The 19,424-nt window shown below is 54.6% G+C and carries 14 protein-coding genes and 1 pseudogene; 5 read left to right on the forward strand and 10 right to left on the reverse strand.

The genetic code is table 11. The annotated features are described in order from the left end of the window. The first annotated feature begins 94 nt into the window (after positions 1–94). Positions 95–1,609: a WavE lipopolysaccharide synthesis family protein gene (locus tag HLH35_RS10605; RefSeq protein WP_182979109.1), complete on the forward strand. Its 1,515-nt coding sequence runs from the start codon at positions 95–97 to the stop codon at positions 1,607–1,609. 278 nt (positions 1,610–1,887) lie between these two features. Here the strand turns inward: HLH35_RS10605 and HLH35_RS10610 are convergent, their stop codons facing one another. Next, positions 1,888–2,832, reverse strand: coding sequence for a hypothetical protein (locus HLH35_RS10610; protein WP_182979110.1), 945 nt, complete (start codon positions 2,830–2,832; stop codon positions 1,888–1,890). A gap of 165 nt (positions 2,833–2,997) precedes the next feature. Between HLH35_RS10610 and HLH35_RS10615 the strand changes: the two genes are divergently transcribed. Next, entirely contained in the window at positions 2,998–3,822 is an 825-nt protein-coding gene (locus HLH35_RS10615; protein ID WP_182979111.1) for an IS5 family transposase, read from the forward strand. Positions 3,823–3,967: 145 nt separating this feature from the next. Here HLH35_RS10615 and HLH35_RS20380 read toward each other — a convergent pair whose 3' ends face one another. Beyond that, positions 3,968–4,204 carry an integrase core domain-containing protein gene (locus tag HLH35_RS20380; protein WP_182979112.1) on the reverse strand — a complete coding sequence of 79 codons (237 nt, stop codon included), beginning with the start codon at positions 4,202–4,204 and terminating at the stop codon, positions 3,968–3,970. A 78-nt stretch (positions 4,205–4,282) separates the two neighbouring features. Next, positions 4,283–5,797: a hypothetical protein gene (locus HLH35_RS10625; RefSeq protein WP_182979113.1), complete on the reverse strand. Its 1,515-nt coding sequence runs from the start codon at positions 5,795–5,797 to the stop codon at positions 4,283–4,285. A 317-nt stretch (positions 5,798–6,114) separates the two neighbouring features. On the opposite strand from HLH35_RS10625, the gene HLH35_RS10630 reads away from it, so the two are divergent. Further along, complete coding sequence (locus HLH35_RS10630; RefSeq protein ID WP_182979114.1) at positions 6,115–7,680, forward strand: hypothetical protein; 1,566 nt, start codon at positions 6,115–6,117, stop codon at positions 7,678–7,680. 240 nt (positions 7,681–7,920) lie between these two features. After that, a pseudogene (locus HLH35_RS10635) lies at positions 7,921–9,011 on the forward strand (IS3 family transposase). Positions 9,012–9,178: 167 nt separating this feature from the next. On the opposite strand, the gene HLH35_RS19940 reads toward HLH35_RS10635, so the two are convergent. The 4 genes from HLH35_RS19940 to HLH35_RS10655 form a co-directional block, all read right to left on the reverse strand. Further along, positions 9,179–9,958, reverse strand: coding sequence for a CatB-related O-acetyltransferase (locus tag HLH35_RS19940; RefSeq protein ID WP_182979115.1), 780 nt, complete (start codon positions 9,956–9,958; stop codon positions 9,179–9,181). A gap of 228 nt (positions 9,959–10,186) precedes the next feature. Further along, the gene (locus HLH35_RS10645; protein WP_338029334.1) at positions 10,187–11,377 is read right to left on the reverse strand and encodes an AGE family epimerase/isomerase; all 1,191 of its coding nucleotides are present in this window, start codon (positions 11,375–11,377) and stop codon (positions 10,187–10,189) included. Then, a complete protein-coding gene (rfaE2, locus tag HLH35_RS10650) occupies positions 11,374–12,864 on the reverse strand; it encodes a D-glycero-beta-D-manno-heptose 1-phosphate adenylyltransferase (RefSeq protein ID WP_182979116.1) in 1,491 nt (496 codons plus the stop codon). Before rfaE2 ends, HLH35_RS10645 begins: the two co-directional genes overlap by 4 nt. A gap of 297 nt (positions 12,865–13,161) precedes the next feature. Further along, positions 13,162–13,878 (reverse strand): response regulator transcription factor, encoded by a 717-nt coding sequence (locus tag HLH35_RS10655; RefSeq protein ID WP_182965727.1) that lies wholly within the window; start codon positions 13,876–13,878, stop codon positions 13,162–13,164. 203 nt (positions 13,879–14,081) lie between these two features. On the opposite strand from HLH35_RS10655, the gene HLH35_RS10660 reads away from it, so the two are divergent. Continuing rightward, positions 14,082–14,594 (forward strand): L,D-transpeptidase family protein, encoded by a 513-nt coding sequence (locus HLH35_RS10660; RefSeq protein ID WP_182979117.1) that lies wholly within the window; start codon positions 14,082–14,084, stop codon positions 14,592–14,594. A 38-nt stretch (positions 14,595–14,632) separates the two neighbouring features. Here HLH35_RS10660 and HLH35_RS10665 read toward each other — a convergent pair whose 3' ends face one another. The 3 genes from HLH35_RS10665 to guaB form a co-directional block, all read right to left on the reverse strand. Then, positions 14,633–16,471 carry a cation:proton antiporter gene (locus HLH35_RS10665; protein WP_182979118.1) on the reverse strand — a complete coding sequence of 613 codons (1,839 nt, stop codon included), beginning with the start codon at positions 16,469–16,471 and terminating at the stop codon, positions 14,633–14,635. A gap of 99 nt (positions 16,472–16,570) precedes the next feature. Beyond that, the gene (locus tag HLH35_RS10670) at positions 16,571–17,863 is read right to left on the reverse strand and encodes an RsmB/NOP family class I SAM-dependent RNA methyltransferase (protein ID WP_182979119.1); all 1,293 of its coding nucleotides are present in this window, start codon (positions 17,861–17,863) and stop codon (positions 16,571–16,573) included. Between the two features lie 36 nt (positions 17,864–17,899). Then, a complete protein-coding gene (gene guaB, locus HLH35_RS10675; RefSeq protein WP_182979120.1) occupies positions 17,900–19,402 on the reverse strand; it encodes an IMP dehydrogenase in 1,503 nt (500 codons plus the stop codon). Between the last annotated feature and the right edge of the window lie 22 nt (positions 19,403–19,424).

Consider the following 19,424-nt stretch of genomic DNA (forward strand, 5'->3'; position numbering starts at 1 on the left):
GCAGGCTGACGAACACCCCACGCCCAATGATGGCGGAACTGCAAAGTTCCGCCCCTTTTTGTGTAATCCGAGCGGAACAGCCAGGACACGCCCAATGACACATCCTGACTGGGACAACCCCGAGTCATTCAGCATCGTTGTCCAAGGGGCACTCTTTCGGAGCAATCTGGCTGAAACCGCCAATCACTGCGTTCACTGGCGGCGCCTTTTTCCCCATACGCCGATTATCCTGGCCATTTCAGTCACGGATATCGTGACCGGTACACTGTGCGAAAACGGCGTCCTGGATGATCTTGCGCTGGTAGAGACGCACCAGCATGACGGCGAACTGCGCAACGCGCTATTTTTTCTCCGTCAGGCCTGCACCGCCATCACACTTGCCGAGCCGGCTCTCGCGCTTCCGCTTTTCAAGAAGGACGGCAAGGCCCGTAATAATATCAATTTCCAGATCGCGGCAGCCCGCGCCGGACTAGCCCTGGTCAACAGCACCTACGTGCTGAGAGTCCGGGCCGATCTGATTTTCGCCGATCGCCGTTTTCTGGCGCATTACGAGGCTGACCGCGCCCTTCCCCGTGGGCATGCCAGCGTGCTGGACGAGCGCGTCATGATCTCCTGGCTTTACACGCTCAATCCCTACTCGCTCGAACGCCTGCCTCTTCATTACAGCGACTGGTTTCACCTGGGATTGACCAGTGACGTGACAAGGCTATGGGATGTTCCTCCCATGCCTCTGGCCGATGCCACATATTACAGGACGCATGATTACGCCTCTGGCTCAAACGGCGCGGAAAAGCTGTTCCTGGTCAGGCTGGCTGACGAGCAATATCTGCTTTATCCAACATTCAAGGCTGCATTTCCAGATCTGCATCTGGATTACCACAATGACCTGCGTTCCAGGGAATTGTGCCTGGATATTCTGATCGATAATTTCATTCCGTGCGATCTTTTGCGCGCTGGGTGCATATTTGAAAAATACGGTCACGAATTCCACAATCGCAACAAGCGCACCCAATGCATCACCGCTGAAACCTGGCGTGGACTATGCCATGCACGCGGCCAGGACTATCGGGCGATTACACTAAATGGTGCGGAAGAGGCTCCTGCGACGCCGGTGGACGAACCGGCAGCCCAAGGCGAATACTGGGAACGCTATGACGCCCTGCATCTGAGCCTGCGTGATGCCACGCTCCAGAACGGTGAAATCGTTGCCCATACTCCCAATGGTAGCGTGCTCTATGGACCATACGTGACAATGCCCGGCGGGCATTACGTGGCCCACGTGGACTGCTCCCTTCTCACTGGCCCAGGTGTTGTAACCCTTCGAATTGCTGCGGATTCTGGCCAACACCTACTGGCTGAGCGCACGATAGATATACCCGCTGAGACCGGACGCCGGATTTTGAGCATCCCTTTTACCGTAGCCTTTCCAGCCCAGCAGAATATCGAAATTGTCCTTCTAATACGGAAGATTGCCACTATGAAAATCAGCCATGTCGATTTTTGTAGCGATCATTCGCCACAAGAAGAAATATCCCTTTCCTCTCCCCGCGACGGAAGACCCAAGCCTCTCACGAGACTGCTGCGCTTGCTCCGGTCGTGGCGAGAATAATTAAAAACAGCTCTCACGAATAAAGAGGGCTTAGAGCATCTTCCGGTCAGACGGAATAGACCGATCAGATAAAGATGCCCGCCAAAACAAAGATCTAGAGCTTTATCGATAAATCGATGTGAACGGATAAAACTCTAAATCGTTTGGGACTGGTATAATTCATTATCCCTCAGTTTGTTGAGAGTATGTTGACGCGCCAAATCTGCCTGTAATTCAAGAATTTCGCCTCGGGAGCAGCGGATGAATTTCTGGGATTGCATTAGCTAGGAAACACATTCCTAACATAGCATGCCAATTCTTTTCAAAAGCGCCGACTCGATGGTGCTATCGATAGCGTTTAATGTTCTTTTCGTAAAAGACTCTTCACGTAGAGCCCTCCTACGAATTAGTTCTGACCAAAAGAGAGAATCCTCCTTTTCGCACCCATTTCCAAATATATTTTTCAATATCGGCCCACACAATTCCCCGTCAAATTTGAATAAATCTTCAAATTTTACATGAATATGCGAATGATCAATCCATCTCTTTATGGATTCCTCTTGTATTTTATATTCGCTGTGAAGAAATTCTATTTCGCGATCAAAAATACCGGCTCTCAACATCTCCTCCACCTCAATGTTCCTGCAACCTGAAATAATTTTATTATAAATTCGACCTTTCATATCGCTAAATACGTAATTTCCGGGCGATATAAAGTCACGATCAAGCGTTATAACAGTAAAATTTTCGGGTATGTTTTTAGCTGCCCATTCAGAGTAAATAAGATGTGAATGGCTAAACTGCCCTTGGAGAAACATATTACGCGATATAAAGAGTGGTATACCAGTGGGTAACTGATGTATTAGTTTTTGCTCCTCATCAAGTCTATAACAATAAGTATCCATATGATCAAGGAAGACACATACATGATGCAGCCCAATTATTTTCAAAATATTTGACATTATATGAGTCCCGCTTCGGGGCTTACTTATTATCAAGAATGGTTTTTCTGATTTTATGCCGGTTCTATGATCGAATAAAATTTTTCCCGTTTTGTTTTCTTTGAAGACAAAAGATGGCGTGGCATCTGTATCAAGATCATCAACCTCAAAGATCTCTTTAAGAGAGAACTGATCATGAAACATTAATTTCGTAAAGTCTTTATTATAATTATATATAGAACTGTTTATTTTTGAGTTGTATTCTAGAATACACTCAATTTCTTCATTATATTTTTTAAGCATATTTATTTTAACCGCGCAAAATGTTACATATTCTAGAATCTAATACCACATGTGTCCCCCAAAAAAAATAATTTAAGCGCTAGTGATCGCCCACGAATTTTCATCTCCTTAGAGCCTGTTTTAGAATGTGTTGATGCGGTGGCTTGGGCGTGATTTAAGCTTAGAATGTGGACCCGAGCGAGCCGTGGCCGGATAGCTGGGTTTGAGAAGCGCTCAAAGCGCTACCCGACCGATCTGACGGACGAGGAATGGCTGTTCATTCAGCCGTTTCTGCCGTCAGTGGCCAAGCGCGGTCGCAAGCCTGCGACGGACCCGCGCGATGTACTTGATGCGCTTCGCTATCTGGCACGGACAGGCGGTGGGTGGCGGATGCTGCCGAACGACTTCCCGCCCTGGCAGACAGTGTATTGGTGGTTCCGCCACTTCATGCGCCTGCTCCGGTTCCGCACGATCCACGACGTCGCACTGATGCTCGACCGTGAACGCGAAGGGCGCGAGCAGAGCCCGACGGCCGCCGTCGTTGATAGCCAGTCCATCAAGGCACCAGCAGCGGAAAAGCGGGGCTTTGATGCAGGCAAGAAGGTTGTCGGCCGTAAACGACACATTGCCGTCGATACAGATGGCCGATTGCTCATGGTCAATCTGACCACTGCCGACATCTCCGACAGTGCTGGCGCTCAAGCGATCGTCGCGGCCATTCGCAAGCGATGGCCCTGGCTCAAGCATCTGTTCGCTGACGGTGCCTACGACCGTACCCGTCTTATGGATGCCGCGACCTATCAGGATTTCGTCCTCGAAATCATCCGCCGCTCCGACAAGGAGCCCGGCTTCAAGGTGTTGCCTCGGCGCTGGGTCGTCGAGCGCACTTTCGGTTGGATGACGCGCTGGAAGCGGCTCGTGCGGGATTACGAGCAAAGGATCGACGTCTCGGCGGCGATGATCCATGTCGCTCTCGGTAGCCTCATGCTCCGCAGAATTGTCCATCCATAACCATTATCAAACGGACTCTCACAGGTAGAAACCCGCCGGAGGTGATTTACTCCTCAACGTCGGATCACCGAATGGTAGCGTCTCCAGCCTGGGTGAAGAGTTCCTTTTTTTTATCTCCCCAGGCCGGAACTTTCGGGTGTCTGGCTCAGAGGTGGCGGCAGGCGCCGATGAACCTTTGATGAGCGATATCGGCAGTCGATTGGGCGATGGCGCTGTGGAGACGGACGGCATTGTAGTCCTTGCGCCATTCCTCCGTTTTCAAGCGGAGGTCGTCAAACATCAGGAACCAATAGGCATCGAGGCATTCGCTGCGAAACTCGCCGCTAACGGACGCGATGAAAACATCATCCTTCGATTTGCCCCGTGATATAACCAAAAACAACGTAATTTTGTGCGGGCAGATCGTTATCTGTCGAGGAAGTTATGACAACTAAACTCAACAGATAACGCCTTCTTCTCACTATGAAATTTTTTTAATAAGCAAATAGTCAACGGCACAACTAAACCCAGATGGTACAAAAATTCTCACTTCTAGGCCAGAAACGTCGCATTCCAATGTCCACTTAAGGTCAATATTTCTCTGAGAGTAGTCATCTGTCAGGGATATATTTTTAATCAATATTTCTTTCACCTCATTAGATACCACGTCAATAGTCACTTGCTCTGCATTTATTTTTTCCGAAAAGAACAATTTTGAAATGTAATTACCCTTCTGAAGATTTGCGAACGGGCCATAAACACCAAAACATTCCTTAGTCGAACGTATGATAAGCGAATTTCCGTTTATTTCTCCGCAATCACTTTTAATTTCACCGTATTTTGCCAAAAAAAGCACAGCATCATTCTTTTTTAAGCTTTTTCTAAACGCTTTTTCCGGAAGTTTGTTCATATACGACTTCGAATCTAAATAAAATTTAGCGGGATTATTCTTTAATTTATTTGCCTTTCTAGAGGATACCTTCGAAAGATACTTATATAAAATGCTATTAATAGAATCAACCCTAACAAAATCAGCCATAGGAATACAATCCTGTACCTGAAGCTTATTTTCTTGCAGTCTTGGATTATATCGGTCAATATTTTTTAAGTCTTCAATATCCATAATCGAGGTAATTTCTTTTTTTCCATCTCTATAAATTTCATACGCCCATTCCGGATGCGCTACAATATTTAATCCACTTCTTTTGCACAGTATAAAAAGAAGTGTTTCCGGAGAAAGCGGTGCCTTTGCCTTTATGAGTTCCAATATCTGGTCGTAAATATTGCAAAATTTATTAATTTCATTAAAAGATACTATCATAACCTGGTCATTGAAACTATCCTTTCTTCCACCAGAAACGTAATCTCCTGTCAGCATATTTTTGTAGAAAAAGACAGAAGCATTACCAATATGCTTTTCTCCGTTACTCGAAAATCCTTCTCCCGACGGAATATGAATTTCTCCATCGCTAACAACGCAAGGAAAATCCGTATATGTCACGATATCAGTTCGCGTTATGATTACATTTTTGTACGATTTTTTGTTCTTTTTACAATAATCAACAAACAACTTTACAACCCCATCGATGTTATAAAACATCGACAACATTCTTGCCGGGTTCAGCCCCATTAGCCAATCTTCACGCGGCCTCAAAGATCGACTTATTTCTTCAAAATATCCGGTTTTTTTGTCATGTGCGCGAAAATCTTTAATATAACCATCATACACAGCGCAAAAATTTTCAATGTTAACAGGCACGGTTTCCTGCAAATCTTCTTTAGGATTTTTTATAAAAAAACCATCTTTATCTTGAATTCCAATGGCGTATTCTTTATTTGGCAGATCCGTCTCCTTTGGACCAAAATAGAAGACGTCGCAATCGCCCTTATATAGTATTTTATTTTTTATGCTTTCAGAGGGAATCTCATAGTTCCTAAGCATTCCAAAAAACAATACCGCATTTTTTTTTGTCTCATTTTTCTTAAAGAAACTCACGACGCGACCTTATTCCTATACAACGTTGACAAAATGTGAACAGCCGTGCTATTTGCACAATGCTTTCGGATCTCTAGTCTAATTTAATACGTCCTGTTATACTTTACTTATCCTTAAACGTGATCTTCCCACGCACCTGTGTCCTAAATATCATAATAACCTACCGTGCATCAATGGGTAGCCCTTCGGCAAAATCACCTTACATCATCTGGAAACGGAAGGCGTTTCGAAGCGAGGGAACAATCCTGAAAAACGATCGTTATATTTTATGTGGCTTCTCCATGCATAGACAGATCAACAAATGAATTAAGGTCCGCATGATTGATACTCTTCTCTTCCACAAAAACAATGATGTTCTGGTGATTATTTTTTCATCTCTGGACGTAAATAGAAAGGAAAATGGGAAATTTGACCTTTATTCATTTGGGAACAAGGGAAAATTCTCTACTCTTTTAGTTAGAGACCTTGAAAATTCTTGGTATAATATGGTGGACGGGAAAACCCCTGAAGAATATTCAAAAAAAATACTTTCTATATCAAAAAAATACCGCACTGTAGTATGCTTTGGATTTAGTATGGGCGGATATGCGGCTATACTTTACGGAAGAAAAATCAACGCTTCTCGGATTATTTCGGTATGTCCACAAGTTTTTATAAATACTGAATCTCTTAAGAGTCGTGGGGACACCCGGTTCATAGAACACTTAACTGAAGCAAAAAAGAAATATCGTCACATGGTGGAGGATTTGACGGAAGAAGATAAAGAAATAAGTTCTAATATATCAATATTTTATTCTGAATTTGAAGAATGTGACCGCCTGCACGCAAGTTATTTTGAGGAAAAAGTTAAATGCTCAACATTTATATTGAAGAATATGTCTCACAGCGCTTTGAGCGTCATCAATTACTTTAATATAACAGATAAAATTATTGACAACTCCGTTAACGGGGCAAATGCATCGGATGCTCTGGATGAATTGGAGAGAATAATAAATAATAGATTATGCAGTCTCCGCGTTTTGTCGGCCAATTTTGTCCCTTCTGAGGCAAGATTAAATGTATCTTTTTCCCTCATCAATCTAAGCAATATTTCTTGGTCATTTTCCTTTACAAGAGATATGAAAATTTCGGCTCTCGTGAAGGATTCTCGAGGAATCAATATATTCGTTGATAAGTTAGAAAAATTACCAGAATTCTTTCTAAGATCTGGTGATTCATTTGATTTTTTTATTAGCATAGATATTAGAGAACTTCCGGAAGGAACCTATGATGCATATTTCAATTTGCGAGAAGGTGAAAAAGTCTCATATGAGGACATTGGAATCGCCCCAATTAGATTGTACTTTGAAGTTTACAAGAATGTAGTCTTTGGAGACGTCTTTCACGATGGTCATTACACCCATCGATTTACGCCATACGCAAAGGAAGCGCCTGATAATATTGCCACGAGGCCTATAGAAGAAGGTCAATACCCCATAAGCTCAGGTCAGATAAAAACAGATGTTGGAAATATACATAAGGGGGCCATACACTTTTCTGGTCTACTTAATGGATTTGTGTTTTTTGGACCCTATGTTAATTTAGAAAAAGGGCGCTATACTGCCATTATAAATTTCAGAAAAATACCTTCTTCAGGGACGGCAAAACTCGACGTTATATCTAAAGACAATAACACACATGCTCGAATTAGTGTAAATTTTTCAGCGTTACGCAGAAATATGATGAAGTTAGAATTCACACTCATGAAAAACGTGGAAAACCTAGAGGTTAGGATGTTCGTCTACGAATCTGATGTAGGCGCGATAGATAAGATAACGATAAATCAGAAGCATAACATTTTCAAATATCTTTATGGGTTATTCGTGTCTCTTTTCTCTGATTAGTTTTCTCTATCCCGAACCGATATCTATTATTACTTAGGTAATTGTCTTGATTTTAATTGATTGATTACCCGCCGCAATGGGAGTGAGGACAGAAGGATGAGGAATGTAATCCGAACAGTGGATCGTTGTCCGACTGAAGTGGTACTGACCTGCTGCGGAGGATTTTCTCCGATTTGAAATAGAGTCTGGCCTATTGAGAGGACAGACTGATGAAGCGCATCCGGTTTCAGCGAAGAGCAGATCATTGGCATCCTGAAGGAGCAGTAGGACGGCGGACGTGTGCCGCCGTTGTGGCATCAGTGACGCGACGTTTTACAAATGGAAGGCCAAATATGGCGGGCTGGAGGTCTCTGAGGCCAGGCGACTGAAGGCGCTGGAGAACGAGAACGCGCGGCTGAAGAAACTGCTGGCGGAGTCCGTTCTGAATGAGGCGGCGCTGCGCGAGCTTCTGGGAAAAATGGTAGGGCCCGCCGTGAAGCGGGAAGCTGCCGCTCATTTGCGAGAAATGTTCACGATGAGCGAGCGTCGGGCCTGCCGGGGAATTGCCGTGGATCGCACGATGGTACGCTATCGCTCGTTGCGACCGGATGACGGCATGTTGCGGAATCGCCTGCGCGCTCTGGCCGAAACGCGCCTTCGGTTCGGTTATCGCCGGCTGTTTATCTTGTTACAACTAGAGGGCGAGCGATCGGGGCTCTCCCGCATTTATCGACTTTACCGCGAGGAAAGACTTGCTGTGCGCAAGCGCCAGACCCGGCGCAAGGCGATCGGCACGCGCGCGCCCATCCTGGTGACGGCCCGACCGAATGCCCGCTAGTTCCAGGATTTCGTTCATGACCAGTTGGAAGACGCTTCCGCGTGCTAAATATCGTGGATGACGTGACCCGGGAATGTCTGGCGGCCGTGCGCTGATGGCCCGGAGGGGCAGACCGGTGATGATCGCGTCCGACAACGGCATCGAATTGACCGCAAATATCGTGCTGAAATGGGCACAGGATCATAGCGTACAATGGCACTACATCGCCCCGGGCTGGCCCATGCAGAACGGTTATGTAGAGAGATTCAATGGCCGGATGCGTGACGAACTGCTGAAGGAGACAGTCTTTCCCAGCATGGCCCAGGCCCGCGCCGTCGTCTCGGCTTGGAAGAACGATTACAACACCATCAGGTCCCATTCGGCTTTGGGATATCAGACCCCGGCGGCGCACGCCGCAACGTTCAAAGCAATAAGGCCAGGATCTCCTTCCATCCCGGACTCCGATCTTGGCCCCGTTGCACACCCTACAACCAAGGGCTTAACTTTCCCTGAGGCCCTACTTTCCGTTGGATGAAAGCTCCACAGCAGGTCAAGCGTATATCATCATGCTCTGAAAATCTTGACGAAGTTGCAGGCATCTTAGCGAAGAGAAAATCATTGGCATTCCGTAGAAACACAGAATTGGAGGAAGGCTCCAGAAACGGAAACGCCATGTTGGCTATCTGAATGTTTTTTATTTTTTCAACAAAAATTCTCAAAAAAATCGGATATTTTCTCCTTTTTTTCGTGAAATTTATGCATTTCTTTTGTTTTATCCGGGAATTTCTTCACAAACAATTCTACATCGTTAAAACTAAGGTCTTCAAATTCTGCAAAATTATAATCCCACCATTTTATTTTCAAAAATTCTTCAATAATACGTTCGTCGAATCTAAATTTTATTATCTCGGCTGGATTTCCACCGACAATCGCATAGTCAGGGACTGATTTTGTTACAACAGATTCTGCGGCAATGACAACTCCATTTCCAATCGTAACTCCAGGAGACAAAGTAACATTAGCGCCAATCCAAACATCATTTTTTACAACAGGCATTTTTTTTTGAGCGCCCAGAGTATTCTGTGTCTTCTTTATTCCAAACTCTTTTAGAGGCTCTGAAACAATTATAAAATCATCATCATAGCCAACCGGACTCGTTGTTACGGCTTCTATAGGATGTCGTGGTCCGTGAATTTTCAAGCCATGAGCGATAGAACAATATCTACCAACTACCGTACCCACTGGTAACGAAGACCACGAATATGAAAAACATCCAATCTCTGGTATAATATTACCGGAAAGAATTGCAGAATAAGGATTTGCTGTCACATTTTTTTCAAAGAATATTTTTTCGCCAAGGAAAAATCTCCCTTCTCCGGAGGTGGTAAAAAAAACCTTTTCTTTTCTAAATTTATGAATAACTTCATTTGTTATTGTCAATTCAAAGGCATTTACATTGTTAAGTATTTTTTGAACAATCATCTACCCCTCCTCACAATGATGCTTCCGTCGAGTTGAAAGGCATGAGATTATGATACTCCATCTACCATGCTGTAAGTGGCCTTCTCGTCCGAACTATTTCTGACAATGCTATCCATCATGGCAGTAGATACGCCGAGAGAGTACGACCATTCCAAGCGTCTGCGTTTCTGCACAGGTGGCTTTACCGAAGCTATAACGTCAATTATTGATTGCGGATGAAGCCGCTCTCTAACATGCGCCGACCATTTCCCGCCCCGCGCCATATATGTGATAGAGCGAGCTGGCAGGTATATGATCCAGTGCCGGGACAAGAATTTCGTCCAGCCGATCTACCCATCCGCCAGCAAGCCGGGCTGGAGCGTAGCGTGTAAAAAATAGCCCGCTAAGGGAGGACAACTCTTCCCCCTCTCCTCTTTCCACGTTTTTACGGCGTTGGCAAAGTAGGCGCAGCAGCTCGGTTTGTGGCCAGATCCGCGTTGAATGTTCCAAAACGACGCCCTCTTCAGTCATGGCGTCATAGACAAGCCCCGTATCCGGCGCGCAGCCCCAGTCCCTTCCTAAGGTAAAAAGTCGGTTCGCCACCGCGCGCAGGCGCGCGTCCTCTTCTGCCCCGCAAGCCGCCAGCCTGCGATATTCGCCCAACAGCCAGGCCCATTCGAACAAATGCCCAGGTTCAACGCGGTTGCGCCCCCAGGGCGCAAGTGGCGCCCAGCCAGAATCGAATTCCTCAAGCAGCGCCCCCGAACGCGCGTCCACGAACCGCTGGCAGGCCAGGCCAACAAGGGACTGCGCCTGGTCAAGGTAGAAAGCCTCCCCCGTCGCCTCGAACAGGGCGAGGCACGCTTCCAGCAGATGCATGTGCGGATTCTGGCGGCGAATGGCGTCTGCCTGGGGCACCTTGTCCTTGAACCCCTCGCCCTCCGTGGCGAATAGCCGCCAAGTCTCATCGGCGGTCTCACGGGCAGCGCGCCGATAATGCGGGGCGCCGGTCAAACGGAAAGCCCAGGCGTAAGCGAACAGGATAAAGGCGTGGGCGTACAGGTCGCGCACGCGGCTTGCGGGCCCGCCATTCGGCGCCAACGAGAAGATCCAGCCCGGTGCGCCATCGGCGCGCCAGTAAAGCCGCTCGACGGTCTCCAGGCAGAGCAATGCCTGGGCAAGCTCCCGGGCCGATGGCTCATACAGCCCATCGAGGCCCGCCCGGCAATAAACGGCGATCTGCCGGGCCTGCACCATCAGCCGAAGCTCGGGCAACGCAACCGGCGCACCGCTCCATGTCAGCCGCTCGTGATACAACCCTCGTTCAGGATCGAATCCGCGCTCACTCCATAAAGGCAACGCACGGGCCACAAGCCATTCACGCCACGTTGCCCCAAGACCACGGGACAGAGGCCCGCCAGCATCCGCCGGGCTGGTCACGGAACGCTTCCCCGCGCTGTTCCGGGAACGCTGGCAGGTTCAACGGCCGAAGGTGCAGGCTGGCGCATTTTCCCGACCAGCGCACTCGTCGAGCGCCCGGAGACGATATCGACCAGCGCCACGGCTCCCCCGTAGGATTTGACGAAATCGCCGCCGACAACCTGATGCTCCTGATAATCTGCCCCCTTCACGATCACATCGGGCCGCAGGGCGCGGATCGTCTCCAGTGGGGTGTCCTCGTCAAAAATGACGACCAGATCAACATCGCGCAGGGCACCGATCACAGTTGCGCGGGCCTGTTCATCCTGTACCGGACGGCTCTCACCCTTCAGCCGCCGGACGGACGCATCGCTGTTCAGCGCGACGATCAGCTTGTCACCCTGCCGCGCCGCGGCCCTGATCAGCGAGATATGACCGGGATGCACCAGGTCGAAGCACCCATTCGTGAAAACGATCCGCGCACCATGCTGCCGCCATTCCTCCACGATCTCCCGCGCGCGATCGGCCGGAACGGTGGCACCATCTTCGCGGATCTCGGCCGTAAGGGCGGCGCTCAGTTCATCGCGCGAAACCGTGGCCGTGCCCAGCTTGCCGACAACCAGCGATGCCGCACTATTGGCAATGACGACGGCAGTCCCCAGATCCTGGCCCGCCGAGACCACGCTGGCGATGGTGGCAACCACCGTATCCCCCGCGCCGCACACGTCATATACTTCCGACTTGCGCACGCGGGCATGTTGCAACCGCCCATCCGTCCGCAGGAGTGTCATCCCTTCCTCGGAACGGGTCACCAGCACGTTGCCACCGAACTGTCCCGCCGCCACGGTCGCTGCACGAGCAACGTCATCGTCCGTCCGAAGCGGCAAGCCAGTCGCAGTGGTCAGTTCATCGCGATTGGGGGTAACCAGCCACGCCCCACGATAGGCCGAGAAGGTCTTGCGCTTGGGATCGACGATAACCGGAACATTCCGCGCGACGGCAAAAGCCATGATCGCTTCCAGCGTCTCCTCTGAGAGGACGCCCTTGGCGTAATCCGAACAGACCACCACATCGGCCTGCGCAATCGCGGCACAGGCGGCATCGATCACGCGCGCCCTCGTGGAGGCAACGACTGGCTCCACCCGCTCGTCATCAATTCGCACAATCTGCTGGCGGCCGCTCAGCACACGCGTCTTGGTAATGGTGGTCCAGGCCGGATCGGCCACCAGGCCGGAAAGACCGATCGTGGGGTAAGGAGCCAGCGCGGCTCTCAACCTTTCCGCCGAACCATCGCATCCCACAAGCCCGACCAGTTCGACCCGACAACCCAGGGCCGCCGCATTCATGGCTACGTTCGCTGCTCCACCAGGCACCGCGCTATGCGCCGCACGCAGCAGGACCGGCACCGGCGCTTCGGGAGAAATCCGGCTGACCGATCCGGTAATGTAGCAATCAAGAAAAAGATCACCAATGACGGCAATCCGGCCAAAGTCGAAATCTTCGATCATGGTGCCCTGAATACCTAAACCTGCCCGAAAACGCCAAGGAGGGCGCAGCCCTCCCAGCCGGGGCCTCTTAGCATACGCGACCACAGACAGACGATTCGAGAGACATGGAAGCTCGAAGCGCGGCAAATGCACTCTCGCTCACCGGCCGTCGCCCGCCCCCGTACAGATCTCTCTGAAGCCGTCTGCAATAAGGCGGGAGAGGAGAATCCGCGGTCAGCGCCGCATCGCCCGCCCCGGCATGAAGGGACGAATTACCGGAGTAAGGGACGCCTTTACGGCGTCACCTCAAACCCGCGATCAGGAAGCGCGCACGCCCCCTTCCGGATCGAGACGGTAGCCGCCGCCCTCGGTCACCAGCAGCGAGGCATTGGTCGGATCGGGCTCGATCTTCTGTCGCAGGCGGTAGATATGGGTTTCCAGCGTATGGGTGGTGACGGCAGCGTTATAGCCCCACACCTCGTTCAGCAGCACCTGGCGCGGCACCGGCCGCGTCCCGGCACGGTAGAGGAACTTCAGGATCGCCGCTTCCTTCTCCGTCAGGCGGATGCGGCGATTGCGCGCGGGTTCCTGCAACAGCTTGGCCGAGGGGCGGAACACATACGGCCCGATCGAGAAGACGGCATCCTCGCTGTTTTCGAAAATGCGCATCTGGGCGCGCAACCGCGCCAGCAGCTCGGCGATACGGAAGGGCTTGGCGACATAGTCGTTCGCGCCGGCGTCCAGCCCCCGCACCACGTCCGTCTCTTCGTCCGAACCGGTCAGGATGATGATCGGAATCCGCTTCCCCTGCCGCCGCAGTTCGGCGCAGAAATCGCGGCCGTCACCGTCGGGCAGCGTCACATCCAGGATGATCGCGTCGAACCGGGCGCCCGCCGCATTGAGCTTCTCCCAGGCATCGGCAACCGATTCGGCCTCGATCGCCTGGAACTCTCCCTCCAGCTGCAATTGTTCGACGAGCATATGACGTAACGTCTGATCGTCATCCACTATCAGAATGGGACGCGCACCTGCCATCGAACCCTCTTTATTTTGACCGGGCCCCATTCACGCGGGGTCGGCATCTTTATCCTATATCATTCCCGGGACGGAAACGGCAGCATCCGGGCCAGCCGACACGATACCTCACTCACCATCCCGGTCACGTTGCCCTATCCAGACCTCAGGCCCGACAGTTTAAAACCGATTCAGGGCAAAAAGCGATCCAGCTGGAGCGATTCATGATACGCGCGTTGCTAAAAACAAATACAGGGTCCGACGCACGCCTGCATTGCATAGGCGAGGAAATCCCGGCCATCATCGGCGCCGCCGGAGTCCGCGTCCATAAGCAGGAAGGAGACCATGCGACCCCGGCCGGCATGCTGAAGCTGCGGCGGGTCCTGTATCGCGCGGATCGGGTCGCCGCGCCTGCCAGCCATCTTCCGGTCGAACCGCTGGCACCGAATGACGGCTGGTGCGACGACCCCACCCATGCCGATTACAACCGCCCGGTCACGCTGCCACACCCCTCCCGTCACGAGCGCATGTGGCGCGACGATGATGTTTACAATATCGTGATCGTCCTGGGCTACAATGACTCCCCGCCGGTGCCCGACCGAGGGTCGGCAATCTTCCTGCACCTGCAATCCCCCGACCAGCGTCCCACCGAAGGCTGCATCGCCCTGCGCGAGTCGGACCTGCGCCGCCTGCTGGCGGCCGGCCTGTCGGAAATCGACGTCCCGCCGCCCGGCTGAGGGCACAGAGCCCTCGGGCCCGCAGTCCAGTCAGGCGCTCAGGCCAGCCCGGTCTGTTCCGGCGGCGCCGGCGGCTCCATCACCACGTCGATATCACCGGCCATCGGTTCCACCGGCGTCGCATCCTCGGCCGAACAGATCCAGATCGCGGTCCCCTTGCGAACAGTCAGGATCGTCAGCCGGTTGCCGTCGGCAGAGCCCGACGACACCGCCGGCGCCCCGCCCGACGGGGCCGGTACGGGGGGCATGGCACGAAAACGCCATCCGCGTTCGAACAGCGTTTCGAACAGCGTGAAATTCCACGCCGGCTCCCCCAGCACCCTTCCGCGCGAATCACGGCTCAATCCACGATACAGATCCAGCCGGGCCACACCCGGACTGACCTGAAACACGCGCTGGCGCCCGAAATCGGGGGCCAGTCGAGCGCAGACCAGCCCGTTATAGATCGCATCGGGCGTGGCGGCGATCAGGTAGTCGGCCGGGCGCTCCTCCAGGCTTTCAATCCCTTCGTCGGACAGCAGCTCCGCCCGCAGGGTGGGAATGCCAGCGCGCGTCGCCGCCGCCAGCGCGCCGGCATAGGTATCCACCAACACGACCGGGCAGCCGATATGGTGCATCACCCCCGCCAGATCGGTAGACCAGGCGCTGGCCCCGACGATCGCCAGCGCAGGGTCGTCCGACAGGGTCAGGCGCAGGGCCCGGGCGATGGGGCGAAGGGAAAAGCCATGCAGGATCATGGTCGTCGCGATCAGGGCGAACACACCCGGCATCACCAGATCCGCGCTGGGATAACCGGCGTCGCTCAGTTGCAGGCCCGCCGCCCCCGCCACGGCGGCGGCGACGATACCGCGCGGCGCGATCCACCCAACGAACAGCCGCTCCTGCCATGACAGGCCCGAACGCACCGTAGAAAGGAAGATGCCGACAGGGCGCACCACAAACAGCACCGTCAGCGTCATGGCCACGATCGGCAGGGACAGGCGGGCCAGCACCTCGCGATGCAGGTCGGCCGTCAGCATGACGAACAGGCAGGACACGACCAGAACGCCCAGCGATTCCTTGATACGGCGCAGCTCGCTCATGCCCAGCACATGCAGGTTGGCCAGCGCCATGCCGAAGACGGTGGCCGCCATCAGCCCCGCACCCTCCATGAAGAAATTGCAGATGGCGAAAACGCTCATCGCCAAAGTCAGGATGATGGGAATCCGCAGGATTTCAGGGATCAGATCCCGGCGGGACAGGAATCGCACCAGCACCGCCGGAAAAATGCCGCAGCCCACCCCCATCATGGTGGCGAACAGCAGATGCGGCACGATTTCCGCCACGAACATGCCCGAATGCCGGTTGCCCAGAATCATCAGGAATTCCAGCACCAGCGTCGCCAGAATGGCGCCGACCGGGTCGTTCAGGATCGCCTCCCACCGCAGGAAGGCCGCCACCCTTGGACGCAGCTTGGTATGGCGCAGCAACGGCAGAACCACCGTGGGCCCGGTGACCACGATGATGGCGCCGAACAGCCAGGAGGCCCCCCAATGCAGATGCCCGACAAAATGGGCCGCAAGCGTCCCCAGGACCAGATTGATCGGCAGGGCCACCACCGTCAGGCGCAACACCCCCTCGCCCGCGGCACGCCACTGACGGAAATCCAGCCCCAGCCCCCCCTCGAACACGATGAAGGCCACAGCCAGCGAGACCATCGGGCGGAAATAGCGCCCGATCGCGGCCGACGGGTGCAGCAGATTCAGCCCGGGGCCATAGATCAGACCCAACGCGAACAGCAGGACGATGGCAGGCAGCCGAAAGCGCCAGGCAAGCCACTGGGCGCCAATGCCGCCGCCCAGCACACACAAGATCCCAATGGCCAGATTTTCCTGCATGCACCTATCCCGGACTGGTGGCTCGAAGAGCCGGAGAGTACCAGAATACGTCGAGCGATGTCAGGGCGATAGAACGCCGCCCCGACACCTAGCCGGAAATCAGTCCACCCGCTCCAGAACGGCCGCAAAGAAGCCGTCCGTGCCGTGGCGCAGCGGCGACAGCGCGATCATGCCATCGTGCATCAGATCGGCCGGCAGGCCGCAATCGGGCTCGGGCCCCGCGCGACGGAAGTGCGGCGACGCCGCCAGAAACGACGCAATCCGATCCTGATTTTCTTCGCGCAGCACCGAACAGGTGGCATAGATCAGCCGCCCGCCCGGCCGAACCAGCGTGGCGGCCGTCGAGAGAATGTCAGCCTGCTTGGCCGTCAGTTCCTCCAGATCCCGTTCGGTCAGGCGCAGCCGCGCATCCGGATTGCGGCGCCATGTGCCGGTTCCGGTGCAGGGTGCATCGACCAGCACCCGGTCGAAACTCCCGGCCCGGCGCCGCGCCCAGCGGTCTCCCGGCACCAGCAGATGCCGTTCCGCATTATGGACCCCTGCCCGGCGCAAGCGGCGCACCGCACCCTCCAGCCTGGGCTCGGAAACATCGCAGGCCACGATATGGCCGCGATTCTGCATGGTCATGGCCATGCCCAGCGTCTTGCCGGCAGCGCCCGCGCAGTAATCCAGCACGCGCATGCCCGGCCGCGCATCGGCCGCCGCCACCACGATCTGGCTGCCTTCGTCCTGGATTTCCACCAGCCCGGCCTTGAAGGCCGCTGTCGCCGTGATCGGCTGCCGCCCAGGCACACGCAGCCCCCAGGGGGAAAGGCCCGTCTCCTCAGCGTGGATGCCCTCTTCCGCCAGCAGGCGTGCCGCCTCCTGGCGTGTCGTCTTCAGCAGATTGACCCGCAGATCCAGCGTCGCCTCGCCCGCCAGGGCGGAGACCTCGGCCTCCAGCGCGGAACCGAACGTTTCGCCCAGCCGTGGCAGCAGCCAGTCCGGCACTTCCAGCCGGACCGCCTGAGGCATCCCGGGGTCGGCCAGTGCCTGACCGCGCAGCCGGGCCGCCAGATCCTGCTCCGCCGGCGTCAGCGGCGCCGGCCCATACCGGTCGCCCGAAAACAGGGCCCCCGGCGCTTCGCCGGGCCGGGGGATCAACTGCATGGCGGCGATCAACCGTGTGCGCGGGGTGGCCGGCGCGCCCACCTGCTCCAGCCACCAGCCGATATGGCGCCAGTGCCGCAGCACGGCCCAGACCCGCTCGGACACGGCACGGCGGTCCCCACCGCCGATATAGCGGCGCTCCCGAAAGAAGGCATTGGCAACGGCGTCGGCAGGGCGACGCGGCGTCGCCTCCATCTCCGACAGCAGATCGATGGCGGCAGCAAGCCGCGCGCTGGGCGTCATAGTCGTCCTGTCAGTCGAAGATGGCGATCGATGGGATCAGTCGCGCCGATAGTTCGGCGCTTCACGCGTGATCGCCACATCATGGACATGGCTCTCGCGCAAGCCCGCCCCGGTAATCCGGCGGAAGCGCGCGCGCACCTGAAGGTCGGCCACCGTCGCCGAGCCGGTATAACCCATGCCGGCCCGCAGACCCCCGACCAGTTGATGCACCACGGCATCCATGCCGCCCTTGAAGGCAACGCGCCCTTCGATCCCCTCGGGGACCATCTTGTGGGTTTCCTTGATTTCCTGCTGGAAATAACGATCGGCCGAACCCCGCGCCATGGCGCCCAGGCTGCCCATGCCGCGATAGGATTTGTACGAGCGTCCTTCGTACAGAAACACCTCGCCCGGCGCCTCTGCAGTGCCGGCAAGCAGCGAACCGACCATCACGACATCGGCCCCGGCGCCGATCGCCTTGACGATATCGCCCGAGGTGCGAATGCCGCCATCGGCGATCACCGGAATGTCGCGCTCATGACAGGCCGCCGCCGTTTCCAGCACCGCGGTGAACTGCGGCACGCCTACGCCGGCAACGACGCGGGTGGTGCAGATCGAACCCGGACCGATACCCACCTTCACGCAATCGGCGCCGGCTTCGATCAGGGCGATGGCAGCCTCCGGCGTCGCAACGTTACCGGCAACCACCTGAATCCGATCGTCGAACGCCTTGACCCGCGCCACGGCCTCCATCACTCCGGCCGAGTGGCCATGGGCGGTATCGACAACCACGACGTCCACACCGGCCTCGATCAGCGCACGGGCACGCTTGAAGCCGTCCTCGCCCACGCCGGTCGCGGCGGCGCAGCGCAGGCGCCCCATCTCGTCCTTGTTGGCCAGCGGGTAGAGAACCGCCTTTTCCATGTCCTTGACGGTGATCAGCCCGATGCAACGATTTTCGTCATCGACCACCAGCAGCTTCTCGATCCGGCGACGGTGGAGAAGCTGGCGCGCCTCTTCCCGGCCGACATCGGCACGCACGGTCACCAGATTGTCGCGCGTCATCAGCTCGTCGACCCGCTGGTTCGGGTCGGTGGCGAAGCGCACGTCGCGATTGGTCAGAACGCCCACCAGCCGCTTGGTGTCGCGCTCGATCACCGGCAGACCGCTGATGCCGTGGCGCGTCATGATGGCATTGACGTCAGCCAGGGTCTGGTCGGGCCACACCGTCACCGGATTGACGACCATGCCTGATTCGTAGCGCTTGACGCGCCGGACATGCTCGGCCTGCTCTTCGACCGAAAGATTCTTATGGATCACGCCCATGCCGCCCTGCTGGGCCATGGCGATGGCCATCGCGTCCTCGGTCACCGTGTCCATCGCCGCCGAGATCAGCGGAATGTTCAGGCCGATGCGACGCGTCAGGCGGCTGCTGGTGGATGTCTGGCCGGGCAGTACGCGCGATTCCGCGGGAACAACCAGGACATCGTCGAATGCCAGGGCCTCGCGAATGCGCTCCTCGACACGGGACACGGAAAGCGGATGGCTGGGGGAAGACATCGTGCAGGAACCTCATCTACCG

It is taken from the genome of Gluconacetobacter asukensis, assembly GCF_014174375.1.
In the GTDB taxonomy this organism is placed as follows: domain Bacteria; phylum Pseudomonadota; class Alphaproteobacteria; order Acetobacterales; family Acetobacteraceae; genus Gluconacetobacter; species Gluconacetobacter asukensis.